21 protein-coding genes are annotated in these 23127 nt (G+C 53.9%); 16 read left to right on the forward strand and 5 right to left on the reverse strand.

All coding sequences use genetic code 11. From position 1 onward, the window contains the following. Positions 1-16 precede the first annotated feature (16 nt). The 13 genes from bamA to tilS all read left to right on the forward strand — a co-directional run bounded on the left by bamA (position 17) and on the right by tilS (position 17604). Entirely contained in the window at positions 17-2434 is a 2418-nt protein-coding gene (gene bamA, locus ACFK9X_RS05555; RefSeq protein WP_001240927.1) for an outer membrane protein assembly factor BamA, read from the forward strand. A gap of 123 nt (positions 2435-2557) precedes the next feature. Further along, entirely contained in the window at positions 2558-3043 is a 486-nt protein-coding gene (gene skp / locus ACFK9X_RS05560) for a molecular chaperone Skp (RefSeq protein ID WP_000758966.1), read from the forward strand. 3 nt (positions 3044-3046) lie between these two features. Further along, positions 3047-4072, forward strand: coding sequence for a UDP-3-O-(3-hydroxymyristoyl)glucosamine N-acyltransferase (lpxD, locus tag ACFK9X_RS05565; protein WP_001139265.1), 1026 nt, complete (start codon positions 3047-3049; stop codon positions 4070-4072). Positions 4073-4177: 105 nt separating this feature from the next. Next, entirely contained in the window at positions 4178-4633 is a 456-nt protein-coding gene (fabZ, locus tag ACFK9X_RS05570) for a 3-hydroxyacyl-ACP dehydratase FabZ (protein ID WP_000210741.1), read from the forward strand. A gap of 3 nt (positions 4634-4636) precedes the next feature. Beyond that, on the forward strand, positions 4637-5425 hold the full coding sequence (gene lpxA / locus ACFK9X_RS05575; protein WP_000565950.1) for an acyl-ACP--UDP-N-acetylglucosamine O-acyltransferase: 789 nt from the start codon (positions 4637-4639) through the stop codon (positions 5423-5425). Continuing rightward, positions 5425-6573 carry a lipid-A-disaccharide synthase gene (gene lpxB / locus ACFK9X_RS05580; RefSeq protein WP_000741216.1) on the forward strand — a complete coding sequence of 383 codons (1149 nt, stop codon included), beginning with the start codon at positions 5425-5427 and terminating at the stop codon, positions 6571-6573. Before lpxA ends, lpxB begins: the two co-directional genes overlap by 1 nt. Beyond that, positions 6570-7166, forward strand: a complete 597-nt coding sequence (gene rnhB / locus ACFK9X_RS05585) for a ribonuclease HII (protein ID WP_000569412.1) — start codon at positions 6570-6572, stop codon at positions 7164-7166. The genes lpxB and rnhB overlap by 4 nt, the downstream gene beginning before the upstream one ends. 23 nt (positions 7167-7189) lie before the next feature. Continuing rightward, positions 7190-10672 carry a DNA polymerase III subunit alpha gene (gene dnaE, locus ACFK9X_RS05590; protein ID WP_151115799.1) on the forward strand — a complete coding sequence of 1161 codons (3483 nt, stop codon included), beginning with the start codon at positions 7190-7192 and terminating at the stop codon, positions 10670-10672. Positions 10673-10684: 12 nt separating this feature from the next. Continuing rightward, entirely contained in the window at positions 10685-11644 is a 960-nt protein-coding gene (gene accA / locus ACFK9X_RS05595; RefSeq protein WP_000055753.1) for an acetyl-CoA carboxylase carboxyl transferase subunit alpha, read from the forward strand. A 179-nt stretch (positions 11645-11823) separates the two neighbouring features. Then, positions 11824-13587: a chitinase gene (locus ACFK9X_RS05600; RefSeq protein ID WP_000524169.1), complete on the forward strand. Its 1764-nt coding sequence runs from the start codon at positions 11824-11826 to the stop codon at positions 13585-13587. A 75-nt stretch (positions 13588-13662) separates the two neighbouring features. Continuing rightward, complete coding sequence (ldcC, locus tag ACFK9X_RS05605; RefSeq protein ID WP_151115801.1) at positions 13663-15804, forward strand: lysine decarboxylase LdcC; 2142 nt, start codon at positions 13663-13665, stop codon at positions 15802-15804. 55 nt (positions 15805-15859) lie between these two features. Then, complete coding sequence (locus ACFK9X_RS05610) at positions 15860-16249, forward strand: VOC family protein (RefSeq protein ID WP_151115803.1); 390 nt, start codon at positions 15860-15862, stop codon at positions 16247-16249. A 62-nt stretch (positions 16250-16311) separates the two neighbouring features. Next, complete coding sequence (gene tilS / locus ACFK9X_RS05615; RefSeq protein ID WP_151115805.1) at positions 16312-17604, forward strand: tRNA lysidine(34) synthetase TilS; 1293 nt, start codon at positions 16312-16314, stop codon at positions 17602-17604. An 83-nt stretch (positions 17605-17687) separates the two neighbouring features. Here tilS and rof read toward each other — a convergent pair whose 3' ends face one another. Together rof and ACFK9X_RS05625 are read right to left on the reverse strand one after the other, a co-directional pair. Further along, a complete protein-coding gene (rof, locus tag ACFK9X_RS05620; protein ID WP_000062330.1) occupies positions 17688-17948 on the reverse strand; it encodes a Rho-binding antiterminator in 261 nt (86 codons plus the stop codon). Beyond that, positions 17935-18135, reverse strand: coding sequence for a YaeP family protein (locus ACFK9X_RS05625; protein WP_165886418.1), 201 nt, complete (start codon positions 18133-18135; stop codon positions 17935-17937). Before ACFK9X_RS05625 ends, rof begins: the two co-directional genes overlap by 14 nt. Before the next feature lie 197 nt (positions 18136-18332). Here ACFK9X_RS05625 and ACFK9X_RS05630 point away from each other — a divergent pair, with 197 nt between their 5' ends. From ACFK9X_RS05630 to nlpE, 3 genes are read left to right on the forward strand one after another with little or no spacing between them, the layout of a single operon-like run. Then, positions 18333-18878: a YaeQ family protein gene (locus ACFK9X_RS05630; RefSeq protein WP_001185324.1), complete on the forward strand. Its 546-nt coding sequence runs from the start codon at positions 18333-18335 to the stop codon at positions 18876-18878. Continuing rightward, complete coding sequence (arfB, locus tag ACFK9X_RS05635) at positions 18875-19297, forward strand: alternative ribosome rescue aminoacyl-tRNA hydrolase ArfB (RefSeq protein WP_151115807.1); 423 nt, start codon at positions 18875-18877, stop codon at positions 19295-19297. Before ACFK9X_RS05630 ends, arfB begins: the two co-directional genes overlap by 4 nt. A 31-nt stretch (positions 19298-19328) precedes the next feature. Next, positions 19329-20030 carry an envelope stress response activation lipoprotein NlpE gene (gene nlpE, locus ACFK9X_RS05640; RefSeq protein ID WP_151115809.1) on the forward strand — a complete coding sequence of 234 codons (702 nt, stop codon included), beginning with the start codon at positions 19329-19331 and terminating at the stop codon, positions 20028-20030. 73 nt (positions 20031-20103) lie between these two features. Here the strand turns inward: nlpE and proS are convergent, their stop codons facing one another. The 3 genes from proS to rcsF all read right to left on the reverse strand — a co-directional run bounded on the left by proS (position 20104) and on the right by rcsF (position 23041). Further along, positions 20104-21822, reverse strand: coding sequence for a proline--tRNA ligase (gene proS / locus ACFK9X_RS05645; protein WP_151115811.1), 1719 nt, complete (start codon positions 21820-21822; stop codon positions 20104-20106). A gap of 110 nt (positions 21823-21932) precedes the next feature. Then, on the reverse strand, positions 21933-22640 hold the full coding sequence (gene tsaA / locus ACFK9X_RS05650; RefSeq protein WP_151115813.1) for a tRNA (N6-threonylcarbamoyladenosine(37)-N6)-methyltransferase TrmO: 708 nt from the start codon (positions 22638-22640) through the stop codon (positions 21933-21935). Continuing rightward, positions 22637-23041 carry an Rcs stress response system protein RcsF gene (gene rcsF / locus ACFK9X_RS05655; protein WP_001202315.1) on the reverse strand — a complete coding sequence of 135 codons (405 nt, stop codon included), beginning with the start codon at positions 23039-23041 and terminating at the stop codon, positions 22637-22639. Before rcsF ends, tsaA begins: the two co-directional genes overlap by 4 nt. Between the last annotated feature and the right edge of the window lie 86 nt (positions 23042-23127).

Genomic DNA, 23127 nt, shown 5'->3' on the forward strand with positions numbered 1-23127 from the left:
AGAACGCATAATAACGATGGCGATGAAAAAGTTGCTCATAGCGTCGCTGCTGTTCAGCAGCGCCACCGTATACGGTGCTGAAGGGTTCGTAGTGAAGGACATTCATTTCGAAGGCCTGCAGCGAGTCGCCGTTGGTGCGGCTCTCCTCAGTATGCCGGTGCGCACAGGCGACACGGTTAATGATGAAGATATCAGTAACACCATTCGCGCTCTGTTCGCCACCGGCAACTTTGAGGACGTCCGCGTCCTGCGCGATGGTAATACCCTTCTGGTTCAGGTAAAAGAACGTCCGACCATTGCCAGCATCACTTTCTCCGGGAACAAGTCGGTGAAAGATGACATGCTCAAGCAAAACCTCGAAGCGTCTGGCGTACGTGTTGGCGAGTCTCTGGATCGCACCACGTTGTCTGATATCGAAAAAGGTCTGGAAGACTTTTACTATAGCGTAGGTAAATACAGCGCCAGCGTTAAGGCGGTCGTCACGCCGCTACCGCGCAACCGTGTTGATCTTAAACTGGTGTTCCAGGAGGGCGTATCGGCGAAGATCCAACAGATCAACATCGTCGGTAACCATGCCTTTAGCACCGAAGAACTCATTTCTCATTTCCAGTTGCGTGACGAAGTGCCGTGGTGGAACGTCGTCGGCGATCGTAAATACCAGAAACAGAAGCTGGCGGGCGACCTTGAAACCTTGCGCAGCTACTATCTGGATCGCGGCTACGCGCGTTTCAATATTGACTCCACGCAAGTGAGTCTGACGCCGGATAAGAAAGGGATCTACATCACCGTCAATATCACCGAAGGCGATCAGTACAAGCTTTCCGGGGTTCAGGTGAGCGGTAACCTGGCCGGACATTCCGCTGAAATTGAGAAACTGACGAAAATTGAACCGGGCGAGCTCTATAACGGCACCAAAGTGACCAAAATGGAAGATGACATCAAAAAGCTTCTGGGTCGCTATGGTTACGCCTATCCGCGCGTGCAGTCACAGCCTGAAATTAACGATGCTGACAAAACCGTAAAACTGCGCGTGAACGTCGATGCGGGCAACCGTTTCTACGTGCGTAAGATCCGCTTTGAAGGCAACGATACCTCAAAAGATTCCGTTCTGCGCCGTGAAATGCGCCAGATGGAAGGGGCGTGGCTGGGCAGCGACCTGGTTGACCAGGGGAAAGAGCGTCTGAACCGTCTCGGCTTCTTTGAAACCGTCGACACCGACACGCAGCGCGTTCCGGGGAGCCCGGATCAGGTTGATGTGGTGTACAAGGTGAAAGAGCGTAACACTGGTAGCTTCAACTTCGGTATCGGTTACGGTACAGAAAGCGGCGTGAGCTTCCAGGCCGGCGTTCAGCAGGACAACTGGTTAGGTACCGGTTATTCCGTGGGGATTAACGGCACCAAAAACGACTACCAGACCTACAGCGAACTGTCCGTTACTAACCCATACTTTACCGTTGACGGCGTGAGCCTCGGTGGTCGTATCTTCTATAACGACTTCCAGGCGGACGACGCGGATCTATCCGACTATACCAACAAGAGTTACGGTACGGATGTGACGCTTGGCTTCCCCATCAACGAGTACAACACGTTGCGTGCTGGTCTGGGTTATGTCCATAACAAACTGTCCAACATGCAGCCGCAGATCGCGATGGATCGTTATCTTGAGTCGATGGGACAATCTGCTGATACCAGCAGTTTTGCCGCTGATGACTTCACCTTTAACTACGGCTGGACCTATAACAAGCTTGACCGTGGTTATTTCCCGACGGACGGTTCGCGCGTCAATCTGACGGGGAAAGTGACGATTCCAGGTTCCGACAACGAATACTACAAAGTGTCGCTGGATACCGCGACCTATGTGCCTATCGATAACGATCACAAGTGGGTGGTTCTGGGGCGTACTCGCTGGGGTTACGGCGATGGTTTAGGCGGCAAGGAAATGCCGTTCTATGAGAACTTCTATGCCGGTGGTTCCAGTACCGTGCGTGGTTTCCAGTCGAATACTATCGGCCCGAAAGCGGTTTATGGCTATGGTGCTCACACCGATCCTAATGATAACAATGATGATTACGAAGCCTGTACTCAGTCTTCAGGCTGTAAATCAGATGATGCGGTAGGTGGTAATGCCATGGCTGTCGCCAGCCTGGAATTTATTACCCCGACGCCGTTCATCAGCGAAAAGTATGCCAACTCGGTTCGTACCTCCTTCTTCTGGGATATGGGTACCGTTTGGGATACGAACTGGGATCCGTCATCTGCGCCGTCAGATGTACCGGATTACAGCGATCCAGGCAACATCCGTATGTCCGCGGGTATCGCATTACAATGGATGTCCCCATTGGGGCCGTTGGTCTTCTCCTACGCCCAGCCGTTTAAAAAGTACGATGGAGACAAAGCCGAGCAGTTCCAGTTTAACATTGGTAAAACCTGGTAATTGTTCATTGCAAAGGAATGCATTGGTAGTGTAGCGATGACTTTTGGCGATGCCCCTCAGGGATCGCCAGGCCACGCAAAGAGCTGTACCTTCGGGTGCAAATGGGATGGTAAGGAGTTTATTGTGAAAAAGTGGTTATTAGCTGCAGGTCTTGGTTTGGCGATGGTAACGTCCGCACAGGCTGCTGACAAAATTGCAATCGTCAACATGGGTAATCTGTTCCAACAGGTTGCGCAGAAGACGGGTGTATCCAATACACTGGAAAACGAATTTAAAGGCCGTGCGGCTGAACTGCAAAAAATGGAAACCGATCTGCAATCTAAAATGCAGCGTCTGCAATCCATGAAAGCAGGTAGCGATCGTACTAAGCTGGAAAAAGACGTGATGTCTCAGCGCCAGACTTTCGCGCAAAAAGCGCAGGCTTTTGAGAAAGATCGCGCTCGTCGTTCCAACGAAGAACGCAACAAACTGGTGACTCGTATCCAGACTGCGGTGAAAAAAGTGGCTAACGACCAGAGTATCGATCTGGTGGTAGACGCAAACACCGTTGCTTACAACAGCAGCGATGTGAAAGACATCACCGCTGACGTACTGAAACAGGTTAAATAAGTAATGCCTTCAATTCGACTGGCTGACTTAGCAGAACAGTTGGATGCAGAATTACACGGTGATGGCGATATCGTCATCACCGGCGTTGCGTCCATGCAATCTGCAACAACAGGCCACATTACGTTTATGGTGAATCCTAAGTACCGTGAACACTTAGGTTTATGCCAGGCTTCTGCGGTTGTCATGACGCAGGACGATCTTCCTTTTGCTAAGAGTGCGGCGCTGGTAGTTAAAAATCCCTACCTGACCTACGCGCGCATGGCGCAAATTTTAGATACTACGCCGCAGCCCGCGCAGAATATCGCGCCAAGCGCCGTGATTGATGCGACGGCAACGCTGGGTAGCAATGTTTCAGTCGGCGCGAATGCGGTGATTGAATCTGGCGTACAACTGGGCGATAACGTGGTTATCGGCGCAGGCTGTTTCGTCGGAAAAAATAGCAAAATCGGGGCGGGTTCACGCTTGTGGGCGAACGTAACGATTTACCACGACATTCAGATCGGTGAGAATTGCCTGATCCAGTCCAGTACGGTGATCGGCGCGGACGGTTTTGGCTACGCTAACGATCGTGGCAACTGGGTGAAGATCCCACAACTGGGCCGGGTCATTATTGGCGATCGTGTCGAGATCGGCGCTTGTACCACCATTGACCGTGGCGCGTTGGATGATACTGTTATTGGCAATGGCGTGATTATTGATAATCAGTGCCAGATTGCACATAACGTCGTGATTGGCGACAATACGGCAGTTGCCGGTGGCGTCATTATGGCGGGTAGCCTGAAGATTGGCCGTTACTGCATGATTGGCGGCGCCAGCGTGATCAATGGGCATATGGAAATATGCGACAAAGTCACGGTAACTGGCATGGGTATGGTGATGCGTCCCATCACGGAACCGGGCGTCTACTCCTCAGGTATTCCGCTGCAACCCAACAAAGTATGGCGTAAAACTGCTGCACTGGTGATGAACATTGATGATATGAGCAAGCGTCTCAAAGCGATTGAGCGCAAGGTTAATCAACAAGACTAACGTTCCGCCTTGTAGTTGCCATTCTTTTCCGGCCTGTCACATTCATACGATTGCGGCAGGCCGTGTTATTATTGCCTTTTTGTATATTTGGACAGGAAGAGTATTTTGACTACTAACACTCATACTCTGCAGATTGAAGAGATTTTAGAGCTTCTGCCGCACCGTTTTCCGTTTTTACTGGTCGATCGCGTGCTGGACTTTGAAGAAGGTCGTTTTCTGCGTGCGGTGAAAAATGTCTCCGTCAACGAGCCGTTTTTCCAGGGGCACTTCCCGGGCAAACCGATTTTGCCAGGCGTGCTGATTCTGGAAGCGATGGCGCAGGCAACCGGTATTCTGGCGTTTAAAAGCGTTGGTAAACTGGAACCTGGCGAACTGTATTATTTCGCGGGTATTGATGAAGCGCGCTTTAAGCGTCCGGTGGTGCCAGGCGATCAGATGATCATGGAAGTCACTTTCGAGAAAACGCGTCGTGGCCTGACCCGCTTTAAAGGGGTTGCGCTGGTCGACGGTAAAGTCGTGTGCGAAGCAACCATGATGTGTGCTCGTAGCCGGGAGGCCTGATTCGTGATTGATAAATCCGCCTTTATTCATCCTACCGCCATTGTGGAAGACGGCGCTGTAATTGGCGCTAATGCCCACATTGGTCCCTTTTGTATTGTTGGGCCGCAGGTCGAAATTGGTGAGGGAACCGTACTGAAGTCTCATGTGGTCGTGAATGGTCAAACCAAAATCGGCCGCGACAACGAGATTTATCAGTTTGCCTCCATCGGTGAAGTGAACCAGGATCTGAAATATGCGGGTGAGCCGACCCGTGTGGAAATTGGCGATCGTAACCGCATCCGCGAAAGCGTCACCATTCATCGTGGTACAGTGCAGGGCGGTGGGTTGACGAAGGTGGGTAGCGATAACCTGCTGATGATCAATGCGCATGTCGCACATGATTGTACGGTAGGTAATCGCTGTATCCTCGCCAACAACGCCACGCTGGCGGGGCATGTATCAGTCGATGATTTTGCGATCATCGGCGGTATGACGGCAGTTCATCAATTCTGCATTATCGGTGCGCATGTGATGGTCGGCGGCTGCTCCGGCGTGGCGCAGGATGTCCCTCCGTATGTGATTGCGCAGGGTAACCATGCGACGCCGTTCGGGGTAAATATCGAAGGGCTGAAGCGTCGCGGCTTTAGCCGTGAAGGGCTGGTGGCGATTCGTAATGCCTACAAACTGTTGTACCGCAGTGGTAAAACGCTCGACGAAGCGAAGCTGGAAATCGCTGAACTTGCTGAAAAGCATCCGGAAGTGAAGGCGTTTACCGAGTTCTTTGAGCGTTCAACGCGCGGTCCGATTCGTTAATGGCGGCACAGCGTCCTTTAACGATTGCCCTGGTCGCCGGTGAAACGTCCGGCGATATTCTTGGTGCAGGCTTAATTCGTGCGCTGAAAGCGCGCGTACCCAACGCCCGCTTTGTGGGCGTTGCGGGGCCGCGTATGCAGGCCGAAGGGTGTGAAGCCTGGTACGAAATGGAAGAGCTGGCGGTCATGGGCATTGTTGAAGTGCTCGGACGTTTACGCCGTTTGTTGCATATCCGCGCCGATCTGACCCGCCGTTTTACCGAACTCAAGCCCGATGTCTTTGTCGGGATTGACGCCCCTGATTTCAATATTACCCTCGAAGGTAATCTGAAAAAACAAGGGATTAAGACCATTCATTATGTCAGCCCGTCCGTTTGGGCCTGGCGACAGAAACGCGTTTTCAAAATAGGCAGATCCACCCATATGGTGCTGGCTTTTCTGCCTTTCGAAAAAGCGTTTTACGATAAATTTAACGTCCCGTGCCGCTTTATCGGTCACACCATGGCGGATGCCATGCCGCTGGACCCGGATAAAAATGCGGCGCGCGACGTGCTGGGTATCCCGCATGACGCCCATTGTCTGGCGCTACTGCCAGGCAGCCGTGGCGCGGAAGTGGAAATGCTCAGCGCCGACTTCCTGAAAACCGCACAATTGCTGCGACAGCGCTATCCCGATCTGGAAGTGGTAGTGCCTCTGGTGAACGCGAAACGCCGCGAGCAGTTTGAAAAAATTAAAGCGGAGGTTGCGCCGGATCTCGCCGTTCATTTGCTGGACGGCATGGCGCGCGAGGCGATGATCGCCAGCGACGCGGCGTTGCTGGCCTCGGGTACGGCGGCGCTGGAGTGTATGCTGGCAAAATGCCCGATGGTCGTGGGGTATCGTATGAAGCCCTTCACTTTCTGGCTGGCGAAACGTCTGGTGAAAACGGAGTATGTGTCTTTGCCTAACCTGCTGGCGGGAAGAGAATTAGTCAAAGAGCTGTTGCAGGAAGAGTGCGAACCGCAAAAACTCGCCGAAGCGCTGTTGCCGCTACTGGCGAACGGTAAAACCAGCCATGCGATGCACGACACCTTCCGTGAACTGCATCAGCAGATCCGCTGTAATGCCGATGAGCAGGCGGCAGATGCCGTCCTGGAGTTAGCACAATGATCGAATTTGTTTATCCACACACCCATTTAGTGGCGGGTGTGGATGAAGTGGGCCGTGGCCCGCTGGTGGGCGCCGTAGTGACCGCCGCCGTGATCCTCGATCCGGCGCGTCCGATCGTCGGTCTGAATGATTCCAAAAAATTGTCTGAAAAGCGTCGTCTGTCATTGTATGACGAGATTAAAGAAAAGGCGTTAAGCTGGAGTCTGGGACGCGCGGAAGCGCATGAAATTGATGAGCTGAATATTTTGCACGCCACCATGCTCGCCATGCAGCGCGCTGTCGCTGGTCTGCATATTGCGCCAGAATATGTGCTGATCGACGGCAATCGCTGTCCGGAGCTGCCTGTGCCGTCAATGGCCGTGGTGAAAGGCGACAGCCGCGTGGCGGAGATTAGCGCGGCGTCTATTCTGGCGAAAGTCACCCGCGACGCAGAAATGGCGGCGCTGGATATCGTTTTTCCTCAGTATGGCTTTGCGCAGCACAAAGGCTATCCAACCGCTTTTCATCTGGAAAAGTTGGCCCAGTATGGCGCGACGGCGCACCACCGACGCAGTTTTGCGCCTGTTAAACGCGCTCTGGGACTTGTGTCCTGACTCTTGTATCGAGAAATCTGAAGATGTCTGAACCACGTTTCGTTCACCTGCGGGTGCACAGCGACTACTCTATGATCGATGGGCTGGCGAAGACCGGGCCGCTGGTGAAAAAGGCGGCCTCATTAGGTATGCCTGCGCTGGCGATCACCGATTTTACCAACCTCTGCGGTCTGGTGAAGTTCTACGGAGCGGGTCATGGCGCGGGCATTAAACCCATCGTCGGGGCGGACTTTAACGTTCACAACGAACTGCTGGGAGATGAGCTGACTCATCTGACGGTACTGGCGGCGAATAATACGGGATACCAGAACTTGACGTTGCTGATCTCGAAAGCGTATCAGCGCGGCTACGGCGCGGCAGGCCCGATTATCGAGCGCGACTGGTTGGTAGAGCTTAAAGAAGGTTTGATTCTGATTTCCGGCGGACGCATGGGCGACGTAGGCCGCTGTCTGCTACGCGGCAACCAGGCGCTGGTGGAGGAGTGCGTTGCTTTCTATGAAACGCATTTTCCCGATCGCTACTTCCTGGAACTGATCCGTACCGGCAGACAGGACGAAGAGACCTATCTCCATGCTGCGGTTGAACTGGCTGAGGCACGTGGTTTGCCGGTTGTCGCGACAAACGATGTCCGTTTCCTTGAAAGCGATGATTTTGACGCCCATGAGATTCGTGTCGCGATCCACGACGGTTTCACGCTCGACGATCCTAAACGTCCACGCAATTATTCACCGCAGCAGTATATGCGCAGTGAAGAAGAAATGTGCGAGCTGTTCTCCGATATTCCGGAGGCGCTGGAAAATACGGTGGAGATTGCCAAACGCTGCAACGTAACGGTGCGTCTGGGTGAATATTTCCTGCCGCAGTTCCCGACCGGCGATATGACCACCGAAGATTATCTGGTCAAAAAATCGAAAGAGGGGCTGGAAGAGCGTCTGGCTTTCCTGTTTCCGGACGAAGAAGAGCGCAAAAAGCGTCGCCCGGAATATGACGAGCGTCTGGATATTGAACTACAGGTTATCAACCAGATGGGGTTCCCTGGCTACTTCCTCATCGTGATGGAGTTTATCCAGTGGTCAAAAGATAACGGCGTGCCGGTAGGGCCGGGACGTGGTTCCGGGGCTGGTTCGCTGGTGGCCTACGCGCTGAAAATTACCGACCTTGATCCGCTGGAATTTGACCTGCTGTTCGAACGTTTCCTGAACCCGGAACGTGTCTCGATGCCTGACTTCGACGTTGACTTCTGTATGGAGAAACGCGACCAGGTGATTGAGCACGTCGCAGACATGTACGGGCGTGATGCGGTATCGCAGATTATCACCTTCGGTACGATGGCGGCGAAAGCCGTTATCCGCGATGTGGGCCGCGTGCTGGGGCATCCGTACGGTTTTGTCGATCGTATCTCGAAGCTGGTGCCGCCCGATCCGGGCATGACGCTGGCAAAAGCCTTTGAAGCGGAACCGCAACTGCCGGAAATTTACGAGGCGGATGAAGAGGTCAGAGCGCTGATCGATATGGCGCGTAAGCTCGAAGGCGTCACGCGTAATGCCGGTAAGCACGCTGGCGGCGTGGTCATCGCGCCGACCAAAATTACCGACTTTGCGCCGCTGTACTGCGATGAAGAGGGCAAGCATCCGGTTACCCAGTTTGATAAAAGCGACGTGGAATATGCCGGGCTGGTGAAGTTCGACTTCCTCGGTTTGCGTACGCTGACCATCATCAACTGGGCGCTGGAGATGATCAACAAGCGGCGCGAGAAAAACGGCGAGCCGCCGCTGGATATCGCCGCCATTCCGCTGGATGACAAGAAAAGCTTCGACATGCTGCAGCGCTCGGAAACCACGGCGGTCTTCCAGCTTGAATCGCGCGGCATGAAAGATCTGATCAAACGTCTGCAGCCGGACTGCTTTGAAGATATGATCGCACTGGTGGCCCTGTTCCGTCCCGGCCCGTTGCAGTCAGGGATGGTAGATAACTTTATCGACCGTAAGCACGGTCGTGAAGAACTCTCTTACCCGGACGTTCAGTGGCAGCATGAAAGCCTGAAGCCGGTACTGGAGCCGACCTACGGCATCATTCTGTATCAGGAACAGGTGATGCAGATTGCCCAGGTACTTTCCGGGTATACTCTCGGCGGCGCGGATATGCTGCGTCGTGCGATGGGTAAGAAAAAGCCGGAGGAGATGGCCAAACAGCGTTCCGTTTTTGAAGAGGGTGCGAAAAAGAACGGTATCGACGGCGAACTGGCGATGAAAATCTTTGACCTGGTGGAGAAATTCGCCGGTTACGGGTTTAACAAATCGCACTCCGCCGCTTATGCGCTGGTTTCTTACCAGACGCTATGGCTAAAGGCGCACTATCCGGCTGAATTTATGGCGGCGGTGATGACTGCCGATATGGACAACACCGAGAAGGTCGTCGGCCTGGTGGACGAGTGCTGGCGGATGGGACTGAAAATTCTGCCGCCGGATATTAACTCCGGATTGTACCATTTCCACGTTAACGATGAGGGCGAGATCGTCTACGGTATCGGCGCGATCAAAGGCGTCGGCGAAGGGCCGATCGAAGCGATCATCGACGCGCGTAATCAGGGCGGCTATTTCCGCGAGCTGTTTGATCTGTGCGCGCGGACCGACACCAAAAAGCTCAACCGCCGGGTGCTGGAAAAGCTGATCATGTCCGGGGCGTTCGACCGCCTGGGGCCGCACCGCGCCGCGCTGATGAACTCATTGGGCGATGCGCTGAAAGCCGCCGACCAGCACGCCAAAGCGGAAGCTATCGGTCAGGCGGATATGTTCGGCGTACTGGCGGAAGAGCCGGAGCAAATCGAGCAATCCTATGCCAGCTGCCAGCCGTGGCCGGAGCAGGTGGTGTTAGATGGGGAACGTGAAACGTTGGGGCTGTACCTGACGGGCCACCCCATCAATCAGTATTTAAAAGAAATTGAGCGCTATGTCGGCGGGGTAAGGCTCAAAGACATGCATCCGACAGAACGTGGTAAAGTCACCACGGCTGCGGGGCTCGTGATTGCCGCAAGGGTTATGGTCACCAAGCGCGGCAATCGTATCGGCATCTGTACGCTGGATGACCGTTCCGGGCGTCTGGAAGTGATGTTATTTACCGACGCGCTGGATAAATACCAGCAGTTGCTGGTAAAAGACCGCATACTTATCGTCAGCGGACAGGTCAGCTTTGATGACTTCAGCGGGGGGCTTAAAATGACCGCCCGCGAAGTGATGGATATTGACGAAGCTCGCGAAAAATACGCTCGCGGGCTTGCTATCTCGCTGACGGACAGGCAAATTGATGACCAGCTTTTAAACCGACTCCGTCAGTCTCTGGAACCCCACCGCTCGGGGACCATTCCAGTACATCTCTACTATCAGAGGGCGGATGCGCGTGCGCGGCTGCGTTTTGGCGCAACGTGGCGTGTCTCTCCGAGCGATCGTTTACTTAACGATCTGCGTGGCCTCATTGGTTCGGAGCAGGTGGAACTGGAGTTTGACTAATACAGGAATACTATGAGTCTGAATTTCCTTGATTTTGAACAGCCGATAGCAGAGCTGGAAGCGAAAATCGATTCTCTGACTGCGGTAAGCCGCCAGGATGAGAAACTGGATATTAATATCGATGAAGAAGTCCATCGCCTGCGCGAAAAAAGCGTAGAACTGACGCGCAAAATCTTCGCCGATCTCGGCGCATGGCAGGTAGCCCAACTGGCGCGCCATCCGCAGCGTCCGTACACCCTGGATTATGTCCGTCTGGCGTTTGATGAGTTTGATGAGCTGGCGGGCGATCGCGCCTATGCTGATGACAAAGCCATCGTCGGCGGTATCGCGCGTCTGGAAGGGCGGCCGGTGATGATCATTGGTCATCAGAAAGGTCGTGAAACCAAAGAAAAAATTCGTCGTAACTTTGGCATGCCAGCGCCGGAAGGCTACCGCAAAGCGCTGCGCCTGATGGAAATGGCTGAACGCTTCAACATGCCGATTATCACCTTCATCGACACCCCGGGCGCTTACCCTGGCGTGGGCGCGGAAGAGCGTGGTCAGTCTGAAGCCATCGCCCGCAACCTGCGTGAGATGTCTCGTCTGAACGTACCGGTCATCTGCACCGTGATTGGCGAAGGCGGCTCCGGCGGCGCATTGGCGATTGGCGTGGGTGATAAAGTGAATATGCTGCAATACAGCACCTATTCCGTTATCTCCCCGGAAGGTTGCGCCTCTATTTTGTGGAAGAGCGCCGACAAAGCGCCATTGGCTGCTGAAGCGATGGGCATCATCGCGCCGCGTCTGAAAGAGCTGAAGCTAATCGATTCCATCATTCCGGAGCCGCTGGGCGGCGCGCACCGTAATCCGGAAGCGATGGCGGCGTCGCTAAAAGCGCAGCTGCTGGAAGATTTAGCCGATCTCGATGTGTTAAGCACCGATGATTTAAAAAACCGTCGTTACCAGCGTTTGATGAGCTACGGTTACGCCTAATCATTTACCTCATTTCTCCCAGGAGGCCGGATAATCCGGCCTCTTTTTTTTGGACGAGGAAAAATGAGACGCCGATGAGCTGATGTGATTAAACGCAACGGCATGTTCTCCCTGACACTGTAGCAACTGCCAGGCGTGTGGCCAGGGCAGGCGGTGAACTACCCTTCAAGGAGAAAATTATGGGATTGCAAAAAACACTGGCGCTCAGCGCCGTAGCGGCAGGGATCATGTTGAGCTTATCCGGTGCGCAGGCCGCGCCGCTGCTTAGCAGTAGTGAGCCAATGACCATTAACGCCAGCGATCTGGCGGCGAAAGAGAAAGCGCTGACGGATTTTCCGTTAATGGAGGCAGTGAAATCCTCTATCCAGACGTTGGATAACAGCGCGGTCGAACAAATCGAACCGGGGCGCGCCGCTAACCCGGCAAACGTAAAACGCGTTGAAAGTATTCTGAAAGAGGCCGACTGGGATTATCTGTTCCCGATGCGCGCGCCGGAATATACTTACTCTAACTTCCTGAAAGCGATAGGTAAATTCCCGGCGGTTTGTGGTACCTACACCGATGGACGCGATAGCGACGCTATCTGCCGTAAAACCCTGGCTACTATGTTTGCGCATTTTGCCCAGGAGACGGGCGGTCACGAAAGCTGGCGTGACATTCCGGAATGGCGTCAGGCGCTGGTCTATCTGCGCGAAGTCGGCTGGACAGAAGGGCAGAAAGGCGGCTACAACGGCGAATGTAACCCGGATGTATGGCAGGGCCAGACCTGGCCGTGCGGTAAAGATAAGGACGGCGATTTCCTCAGCTATTTTGGTCGCGGGGCAAAACAGCTTTCTTATAACTACAACTATGGGCCTTTCTCTGACGCGATGTATGGCGACGTTCGCCCTCTGCTGGATAAACCCGAGCTGGTGGCGGATACCTGGATGAACCTGGCGAGCGCCGTCTTCTTCTTTGTGTACCCGCAGCCGCCGAAGCCGTCTATGCTACATGTGATTGACGGTACCTGGCAGCCAAACGATCGCGATAAAGCAAACGGCCTGGTATCAGGTTTCGGCGTCACTATTCAGATCATCAATGGCGGCGTGGAGTGCGGCGGCGCAGATGAGAATGCGCAGTCGCTTAACCGTATCGCCTACTACAAAGAGTTTGCCAACTACCTGAAAGTGCCGGTGCCGGCTGACGAAGTGTTGGGCTGTAAAAAGATGAAGCAGTTCGATGAAGGCGGCGCTGGCGCGTTACCGATCTATTGGGAACAAGACTGGGGCTGGAGCGCCGATACTGCGGACGGTAAAACCTATTCCTGCCAGTTAGTTGGATATCAGACGCCGTATACCGCCTTTAAAGAGGGCGACTACACGAAATGTGTACAACATTATTTCAACGTTAATGTCGTCGATGATAACGGAACCACTGAACCGGATGTCACGCCAACTCCGGCGCCAGTGACGGATGAAAACGTGGCGCCAGTCGCGCGCATTGCCGGGCCGGTCGGGGCGGTGGAAGCCGGTAGCCAGGTTTCACTCAGCGCGGAAGGATCGACCGACGCGAATGGCGACAAGCTCACCTATACCTGGATGTCGCAGGATGGCAAAACGCTGAGCGGCCAGGATAAAGCCGTTGTGATTTTCAACGCGCCGGATGTCACTCAGAACACCCAGTATGTGGTGAATCTGACCGTTAGCGACGGTACGCTCTCCAGTACAGCGGTTTATACGCTGAATGTGAAAGCGAAGGCCGCCGCTGCGGATGACGAAGATAAGACCACCAGCTACCCTGCCTGGAGCAGCAGCCAGAAATGGAATCCGGGCGACATCGTCAACAGTAATGGCGCATTGTACCAGTGCAAACCGTTCCCGGAAGGCTCATGGTGTAATGTTGCGCCTGCCTACTATGAGCCCGGCGTAGGGATTGCCTGGGCCGATGCATGGAACGCATTGTAATAAGATAAATCCTGTCGGTGCTTTGCATCGGCAGGATTGTTACTATGCTTATCTCAGGTTTTTTCAGGAGAAAGCATGAACATCATCGCCATTATGGGGCCGCACGGGGTTTATTATAAAGATGAACCCATCAAGGAGCTTGAGCGTGCATTACAATCCCTGGGATTTCAAATTATCTGGCCGCAAAATAGCGTTGACTTGTTGAAGTTTATTGAACATAACCCGCGCATCTGCGGCGTTATTTTTGACTGGGATGAATACAGTCTCGACCTTTGTAGCGAAATCAACCAGCTAAATGAATACCTTCCTCTCTACGCCTTTATCAATACCAACTCCACGCTGGACGTTAGCGTTCACGATATGCGCATGGCGCTGTGGTTTTTTGAGTATGCATTGGGGCTGGCTGAAGATATCGCGACGCGCATTCATCAATATACAAACGAATATCTCGATAATATTACGCCGCCGTTTACCAAAGCGCTTTTTACCTACGCCAAAGAAGGAAAATATACCTTTTGTACGCCGGGTCATATGGCGGGAACGGCGTATCAGAAAAGCCCGCCAGGCTGTCTGTTTTATGACTTTTTTGGCGGCCATACCTTAAAGGCCGATGTGTCGATTTCGGTGACTGAACTGGGATCGCTGCTGGATCACACCGGGCCGCATCTGGAAGCGGAAGAGTATATCGCCCGTACTTTTGGCGCCGAGCAGAGTTATATGGTGACGAACGGTACGTCGACCTCGAATAAAATTGTCGGTATGTATGCCGCGCCTGCGGGAAGTACGCTACTTATTGATCGTAATTGCCATAAATCGCTGGCGCATTTGCTGATGATGAGCGATGTGGTGCCTCTCTGGTTGAAGCCGACGCGCAATGCGCTCGGTATTCTCGGCGGTATTCCTAAGCGTGAATTTACCCGCGACAGCATTGCGCGTAAGGTGGCGGAAACCGCGCAGGCGCAATGGCCGGTTCATGCGGTTATCACCAATTCGACTTACGATGGTCTGCTGTATAACACTAACTGGATCAAGCAGATGCTGGACGTTCCCTCGATCCATTTTGATTTCGCCTGGGTACCCTATACCCATTTCCATCCGATCTACCAGGGGAAAAGCGGGATGAGCGGCGATCGGGTGCCCGGAAAAGTGATTTTTGAAACGCAATCCACCCATAAAATGCTGGCGGCTTTTTCGCAGGCGTCGCTTATTCATATCAAAGGGGAATATGACGAAGAGACGTTTAACGAAGCGTTTATGATGCACACTTCCACATCGCCGAGCTATCCCATTGTCGCCTCTATCGAGACCGCGGCGGCGATGCTGCGCGGCAATCCAGGGAAAAGATTGATTAATCGTTCGGTGGAACGGGCGCTCCATTTTCGTAAAGAAGTACAGCGGTTACGTGAAGAGTCCGATAGCTGGTTCTTTGATATCTGGCAGCCGGAAGAGGTTGATGAGGCCGAATGCTGGCCGGTCACGCCGGGAGAAACCTGGCATGGCTTCACCGATGCTGATGACGATCATATGTTCCTCGATCCGGTTAAGGTGACAATCCTGACGCCGGGGATGGATGAACAGGGCAACATGAGCGAAGAGGGGATACCCGCCGCGCTGGTGGCGAAGTTCCTCGATGAGCGAGGCGTGGTGGTGGAAAAAACCGGGCCGTATAATCTGCTGTTTTTGTTCAGCATAGGGATTGATAAGACCCGTGCGATGGGGCTGCTGCGCGGACTGACGGAATTTAAACGCGCCTACGATCTTAACCTGCGCGTCAAAAATATGTTGCCGGATCTGTATGCGGAAGATCCGGATTTTTATCGCAATATGCGCATTCAGGATCTGGCGCAGGGGATCCATAAACTGATCCGCCAGCACGATCTTCCGGGGCTGATGCTGCGGGCGTTCGAGGTTTTACCGGAGATGATCATGACCCCGCACCAGGCCTGGCAGCGTCAGATCAAAGGTGAGGTGGAAACCGTGGCGCTCGATCAACTGCCAGGGCGCGTTTCCGCGAATATGATCCTGCCTTATCCGCTAGGCGTTCCGCTGTTGATGCCCGGCGAGAGGATCACGCAACAGAGTCGGGCCGTGCTCGATTTTCTGCTGATGCTCTGCTCGATTGGCCAGCATTATCCCGGTTTTGAAACGGATATTCACGGTGCGAAACGGAATGAAGACGGGGTGTACCAGGTACGAGTCTTAAAACACGCCTGTTAGCTTGCCTGACGGGAATGTGACGAGTAACGTACTGATAATCAATAAAGGAGACGCTATGCTGGGATTAAAACAGGTTCATCACATCGCGATCATTGCGACAGACTATGCGGTGAGCAAGGCGTTTTATTGCGATATTCTGGGGTTCGATCTGCTAAGCGAAGCCTGGCGGGAAGAGCGTGACTCGTGGAGGGGCGATTTGGCGCTAAACGGGCAGTATGTGATTGAGCTTTTCTCTTTTCCCTTCCCTCCGGCTCGTCCAAGCCGACCTGAAGCCTGCGGCCTGCGCCATCTGGCTTTCAGCGTGGAAAATGTGGAAAACGCCGTTGCGCATCTGGAAAAGCATCAGGTTAAGTGCGAACCGATACGCATCGATCCGTATACCGGGAAGCGATTTACTTTTTTCAACGATCCGGACGGTTTACCGCTTGAGCTGTATGAGCAGTAAGGCTTGTCATTAAGACGCTCGCCAGGTAACGTTGCCGGGCTAAGTCACTATAAGCATGGATCATGACCACTCTCACGTTGAATACCTCGTTACTCTCTTCTCGCCGTATTCTGGCTGCCTTTAGCGGCGGCCTGGATTCTACGGTGCTTCTGCATCAACTGGTGTTGTGGCGAGAACGCCACCCTGACGTTACGCTGCGTGCTATCCATATTCATCACGGTTTAAGCCCTCATGCTGATAGCTGGGTGCGGCATTGCGAAACCGTATGCGAACGCTGGCAGGTTCCGCTGGTAGTGGAGCGGGTGACGCTGGCGGATAATGGCCTGGGTATCGAGGCCCATGCGCGTGAAGCGCGCTACCGGGCGTTCGCACAGACGCTATTGCCTGGCGAAGTGCTGGCAACCGCGCAGCACCTTGACGATCAGTGTGAAACATTCCTGCTGGCGTTAAAGCGCGGCAGCGGTCCGGCCGGACTTTCCGCGATGGGAGAGTGCTCGCCTTTTGCCGGAACTCTGCTTCTTCGCCCGCTGTTGAGAGAAACGCGGAAGACGCTGGAACAGTGGGCTGTGCGTCATGGCTTATGCTGGATTGAAGATGAAAGCAATCAGGATGACGCCTACGATCGCAATTTTTTACGCCTGCGCGCGCTTCCACTCTTGCAGCAGCGCTGGCCGCATTTTCCTGCGGCGGTAGCCCGTAGCGCGACGCTCTGCGCCAAGCAAGAAAGGCTGCTGGACGAGCTTCTGGCCAGCGATCTTACGGACTGTATCACGACGGAGGGAACATTGCGGCTCTCTCCATTAATGTCGATGAGCGATGTACGGCGGGCGGCGATTTTGCGTCGCTGGCTGGCGATGCGTAATGCGCCGATGCCCTCTCGCGACGCGCTGGAACGTATCTGGCAGGAGGTGGCGCTGGCGCGCGACGATGCCTCTCCCTGTTTACGTTTTGGCGATCGCGAGATTCGCCGTTATCAGTCGCAACTGTGGTGGATTAAATCCGTGGCCGGACAACACGAAACGACGGTCGCCTGGCCCGTCTGGCAAACACCGCTGGCGCTGCCTGCCGGCTTAGGGACGGTACAGCTCGTTCCTGGCGGCGAACTGCGCCGACCGCGAGAGGAAGAATCCGTCAGCATTCGTTTTAAAGCGCCAGGGTTGCTACACATTGTGGGACGTCACGGCGGACGTAAATTAAAGAAAATCTGGCAGGAGCAGGGGATCCCGCCCTGGCGACGAGACACCACGCCGCTGTTGTTTTACGGCGAAACGTTGATTGCGGCTGCGGGTGTTTTTGTGACGCGTGAGGGAGCAGCAGAAGATAAAGAAGGGGTGAGTCTGGTTTGGCATGCCTGATGGCGCTGCGCTTATCAGGCCTACGTATCGCATGGAACGTAGGCCGGATAAGGTGCTTGCACCACCATCCGGCAACAAAATACTCAGGATTCGCTAACTACCACGGTACCAATTTCCGGGTGGCTGAAACTGGCGATTTTGTCGAGACGAAGCTCACAAGACTCGCCGGAAACCTCGGCAAGCAGATATTCTACGTTTTTACGTAAGATCAAATCGTTCGCTTTTGCCTGCAAAACCTCGCCATCTTTTAACGTTAGCGTCAGTATTAAATGATGCATGCAGGCAAGCTCAAGACTATCGTAGTCATCGCAATTAATGGGTTGATACGTTTCATTCATTGACATAATCGCTCACCAGTAAGTTCGCGGTAGCATAAGCTGCCTTTTCCCTGACCGACTCTGAAAGGGCGCTATCTGCCGCCACTTCATTAAGCACTTTCAATACACAACCCAGCGCATCCGGGACATACCCTAAGTCTCCGCTGGCGATTTCCGCATACCGCTTGCGTACTAACTCACAATATTTTTCCACATGCCCTCCTGTCAGCATTCTGACTTAACCGTGGATGCAAGTCTAAGCCTACGAAGTTAAATCTTGTTTAGCAAGGTGACTATACCATACTCATTTGCGCAATATCAGCGCCTGACGCGAGTGGGTAAAAGATTCGTTAACAGCCTTTTAGCGCGGTTTTCGCTACAATGGGCGCCTGATTCGAAAGGAGTTTTCTCATGGCGCTTAAAGCGACAATTTATAAAGCCGTCGTCAATGTGGCTGACCTTGATCGCAACCGGTTTCTGGATGCGGCATTGACGCTGGCGCGTCACCCTTCTGAAACGCAGGAGCGCATGATGTTGCGCCTGTTGGCATGGATAAAATATGCTGATGAACGGTTGCAGTTTACACGCGGGCTCAGCGCGGAAGATGAACCGGAGGTCTGGCTGCGCAACGATCATCTGGGCATCGATCTCTGGATAGAGCTGGGGCTGCCGGATGAGCGCCGTATTAAGAAAGCCTGTACTCAGGCGAGCGACGTCGCGCTCTTTGCTTATAACTCCCGGGCGGCGCAAATCTGGTGGCAGCAGCATCAAAGCAAGTGCGCGCAGTTCGCTAACCTGTCCGTCTGGTATCTGGATGACGGGCAACTGGCGCAGCTCAGTGAATTTGCCGATCGTACCATGACGCTACAGGCGACGATTCAGGACGGCGCAATCTGGCTTTCTGATGCTCGGAATAATCTGGAAATACAGCTAACCGCCTGGCAACAGCCCTCATGATTGCCATCTCCCGGACGGTCTCCATAGCCGACAATGAGCTGGAAATTACGGCCATTCGCGCGCAGGGCGCGGGTGGTCAGCACGTAAATAAGACCTCTAGCGCGATTCATTTGCGCTTTGACATTCGGGCCTCTGGCCTGCCAGAGTATTATAAACAGCGTTTGCTGACGGCCAGCCACCATCTGATAAGCGATGATGGCGTCATTATCATTAAGGCGCAGGAGTTCCGGAGCCAGGAGCTCAACCGGGAAGCGGCTATCGCCAGGCTGGTTGCCGTCATAAAAGAATTAACCGCGGAGCAGAAAAGCCGTCGCGCAACCCGTCCGACGCGTGCCTCGCAAGAGCGCCGCTTGTCCTCAAAGGCGCAAAAATCTTCTGTAAAGGCGCTTCGCGGCAAAGTTCGTCGTCCACTGGATTGACGGGCAGGAATAGCAATTTCATAAGGATTTTATGGTGAGAACAGCAATATTGTCAGTAGCGGCAGCCTGTACGCTATTTGCATTGATAGGGTGTAATAACCGTGCGGAAGTTGACGCCCTGCAACCTGCGCAGGCGGCGGAATTAAAACCCATGCAGCAAAGCTGGCGCGGCGTGCTGCCCTGTGCGGATTGTGAAGGTATTGAAACGTCACTGTTTCTGGAAAAAGACGGCACATGGGTGATGAACGAGCGCTATCAGGGCGTGCGCGAAGAACCTTCCTCTTTTGCGTCATACGGTACCTGGGCGCGGACGGCGGATAAACTGGTGTTAACCGACAGCAATGGCGAGAAATCGTATTATCGCGCGAAAGGCAATGCGCTGGAGATGCTCGACAGAGAAGGCAATCCGGTGGCTTCGCAGCTTAATTATACGCTGGTGCCTGTTACCGCCAGCCTGCCGGTAACGCCAATGCCGCTACGTGGTATGTATGTATACAGGGCCGACGCGGCGACCTTTACCGATTGCGCGACCGGAAAACGGCTGCCGGTCGCCAGTAACGCCCAGCTTGAGCGCGGCTATCTGACGGCGAAAGGTGAAGCGGAAAAACCGGTGCTGCTGATGGTCGAAGGGCATTTTGTGTTTGCCGCGAATCCGGACACGGGCGAGCCGGTAAAAACGCTAATAGCTGATAAAAATGTGAAGTTTGCGCCGGGTAAGGATTGCACTCACTAATAAAAGGCCTCGCAGGGTGCGAGGCCTTTACATATCTGCCGGATGGCGCCGGGCAATCCCAACAAAATGTCGTTTAGCCTTTAATGGCCTTGACCAGATAATCAACGATATCGCCGGTTTTAATAAGCGATTTTTCACCGCTACGACGGTATTTATACTCAATATCGTCGTTATCCAGGTTGCGATCGCCAATCACGATTGTATGTGGAATACCAATCAGCTCCATATCGGCAAACATCACGCCCGGGCGCTCTTTACGGTCGTCCATCAGCACTTCAATGCCCTGCGCGCGCAATTCGCTGTACAGCTTTTCCGCCAGCTCCTGCACACGGAAGGATTTGTGCATATTCATCGGCAGAATAGCGACCTGGAAAGGCGCAATAGCGTCAGGCCATACAATGCCGCGCTCGTCAAAGTTCTGCTCGATAGCTGCGGCAACGACACGTGTTACGCCGATACCGTAACATCCCATTGTCAGGATCTGGTTACGGCCATCTTCACCCTGAACGGAGGCTTTCAGCGCTTCTGAGTACTTGGTACCTAACTGGAAGATGTGACCCACTTCGATACCGCGTTTGATAAGCAACGTTCCCTGACCGTCCGGACTCGGATCGCCGGCGACTACGTTACGGATGTCGGCAACAACAGGCGTCGCCACATCGCGATCCCAGTTAATACCAAAGTAGTGTTTACCGTCGATGTTAGCGCCAGCGGCAAAATCGCTCATGGCGGCAACGGTACGATCGATGATGACCGGAATCGGCATATTGACCGGGCCGAGGGAGCCAGGGCCAGCATTAATTACGGCGCGAATCTCTTCTTCGGTAGCGAAGGTCAGCGGGCTGGCAACGTGCGGCAGTTTTTCCGCTTTAACTTCATTCAGTTCATGATCGCCGCGAACCAGCAGAGCCACCAGCGGAGACTTGCTGTCTTTCACCGCTTTCACCAGCAGCGTTTTTACCGTTTTTTCAATTGGCAGGTTGAATTGTTCCACCAGCTCCGCGATGGTTTTGGCATTTGGCGTATCGACCAGAGTCATTTCCTGCGTCGCCGCTGCGCGCGGCGTTTGCGGCGCGATAGCTTCTGCCAGTTCAATGTTAGCCGCGTAATCAGAAACATCAGAGAAAACGATATCGTCTTCGCCGCTTTGCGCCAGCACCTGGAATTCATGCGAGGCGTTGCCGCCGATAGAACCGGTATCGGCCTGTACCGCGCGGAAATCCAGCCCCATACGGCTGAAGATACGGCTATACGCGGCGTACATGGCGTCATAGGTTTCCTGCAACGACTCCTGAGAGGTGTGGAAAGAGTAAGCATCTTTCATCAGGAATTCGCGCGAACGCATCACGCCAAAGCGCGGACGCACTTCATCACGGAATTTGGTCTGGATTTGGAAGAAGTTCAGCGGCAACTGCTTATAAGAGCTGAGTTCATTACGCACCAGATCGGTGATAACTTCTTCGTGGGTCGGGCCGAGTACGAACGGACGCTCGCCACGGTCGACAAAACGCAGCAGTTCCGGACCGTACTGTTCCCAACGACCACTCTCTTGCCACAGGTCGGCTGGCTGAACGACTGGCATCGACACCTCGATAGCACCGGCGTTGTTCATCTCTTCACGCACGATGTTTTCGACTTTTTTCAGGACGCGCAGGCCGGTCGGCAGCCAGGTATATAACCCGGAGGCGAGCTTGCGGATTATCCCGGCGCGCAGCATCAGCTGGTGGCTGATAACCTCGGCGTCGGCAGGTGTCTCCTTCAGAGTGGAGAGCAGGTATTGGCTAGTACGCATATTGTTACGGTTCCAGTTGAACGATCGAACAGGCTCAATGTGAGCCTGATACAAAAAAAGTGATTTAGTTTACCAGCGTGCAAGAGATGTCAAAAGAGAAGGGCGTGAAATTACCGTGGTTCCAGCGCAAACACTTCAAATCCGGTGTTAACTACACGCCAGCGCACGTTAAAATCATGCAGCCAGACGGCATAGGTTTTGCCCGTCTCTTCACCCTTACGATAAGCCGGGCGAGGATCTTGCGCCAGCACATCGCAAATAAATGTCCGTAGCTGCGGATAACGCCTTTCCAGCGTCGTAAGCTGTTGAGCCACCTCAGCGGTAAAACTCACGGGCATTTCAGCTATCGGCGCCTGTTGCGCATAGCTGGCGGCGGTGTCCGGTAAGGCCTCGGCAAACGGTAAATACGGTTTAATATCCACGACCGGCGTGCCATCCACCAGATCCAGACTGCCTAATTTCAGAATTACGCTCTCTTTCCGGCACTCGATACCTTTTAGCGCAACGAGCGACATGCCAATCGGATTGGGGCGGAACGTGGAGCGCGTGGCAAAAACGCCCATTCTGGCGTTACCGCCAAGACGGGGCGGACGAACTGTTGGCCGCCAGCCGCCGTCCATCGTCTGATGAAAAACGAAAAGTACCCACAAATGGCTGAACGCCTCCAGGCCGCGAACGGCATCGGCCTGGTTGTAAGGCGCTATCAGATGCAGTTCGCCGCAGGCGCTTTTGATCAGACCAGGCTGGCGCGGAACGGCGAATTTTTCTTTATAGGGGGAGCGAATAACGCCGATTTGTTCAAACTGAAAGCTGCTCATTTCGCCGAAATATTCAGGGCGGACCCGATACAAACCGCCTGACGGTAGCAGCCTGGCGTGCCGCTGGTAATTTCACAGCTGTGTAGCAGGACGGCGTTGGCTTTCATTTTAGATGCATTAATCTGCATACGCTTGCGCGCAGTTGGAATGTTAGGCGGAGAGTCTTGATTTGTCGCCTGACAGGATTCGCCGCTAACCTCGCCAAGATCGCGGAAAGGTTTGCCGACTAAGTCTTCAGCATTGGTGTAAATCCTGACGGGAGCGGCACGCGGCGCTTTAGGTTTCTCCGGCTCCGCTTTTGGCGGGGTTGCGGTGCTTTGAACGGGTTCAACAGGGGATCTGCTTAGCATGGAACAACCGCCCAGCATGAGTGCCAATAAACAGATCGGTAAAGCACGCATAATATTTCCTCAATGAATGTTCTAATTGCCAGATATTGAATCAGGAGCTTGCATAAATGACAAGACGGGCAATAGCCCGTCCTGAA

The sequence above is a fragment of the Salmonella sp. WC3 genome (assembly GCF_042932255.1).
Lineage (GTDB): Bacteria > Pseudomonadota > Gammaproteobacteria > Enterobacterales > Enterobacteriaceae > Salmonella > Salmonella enterica.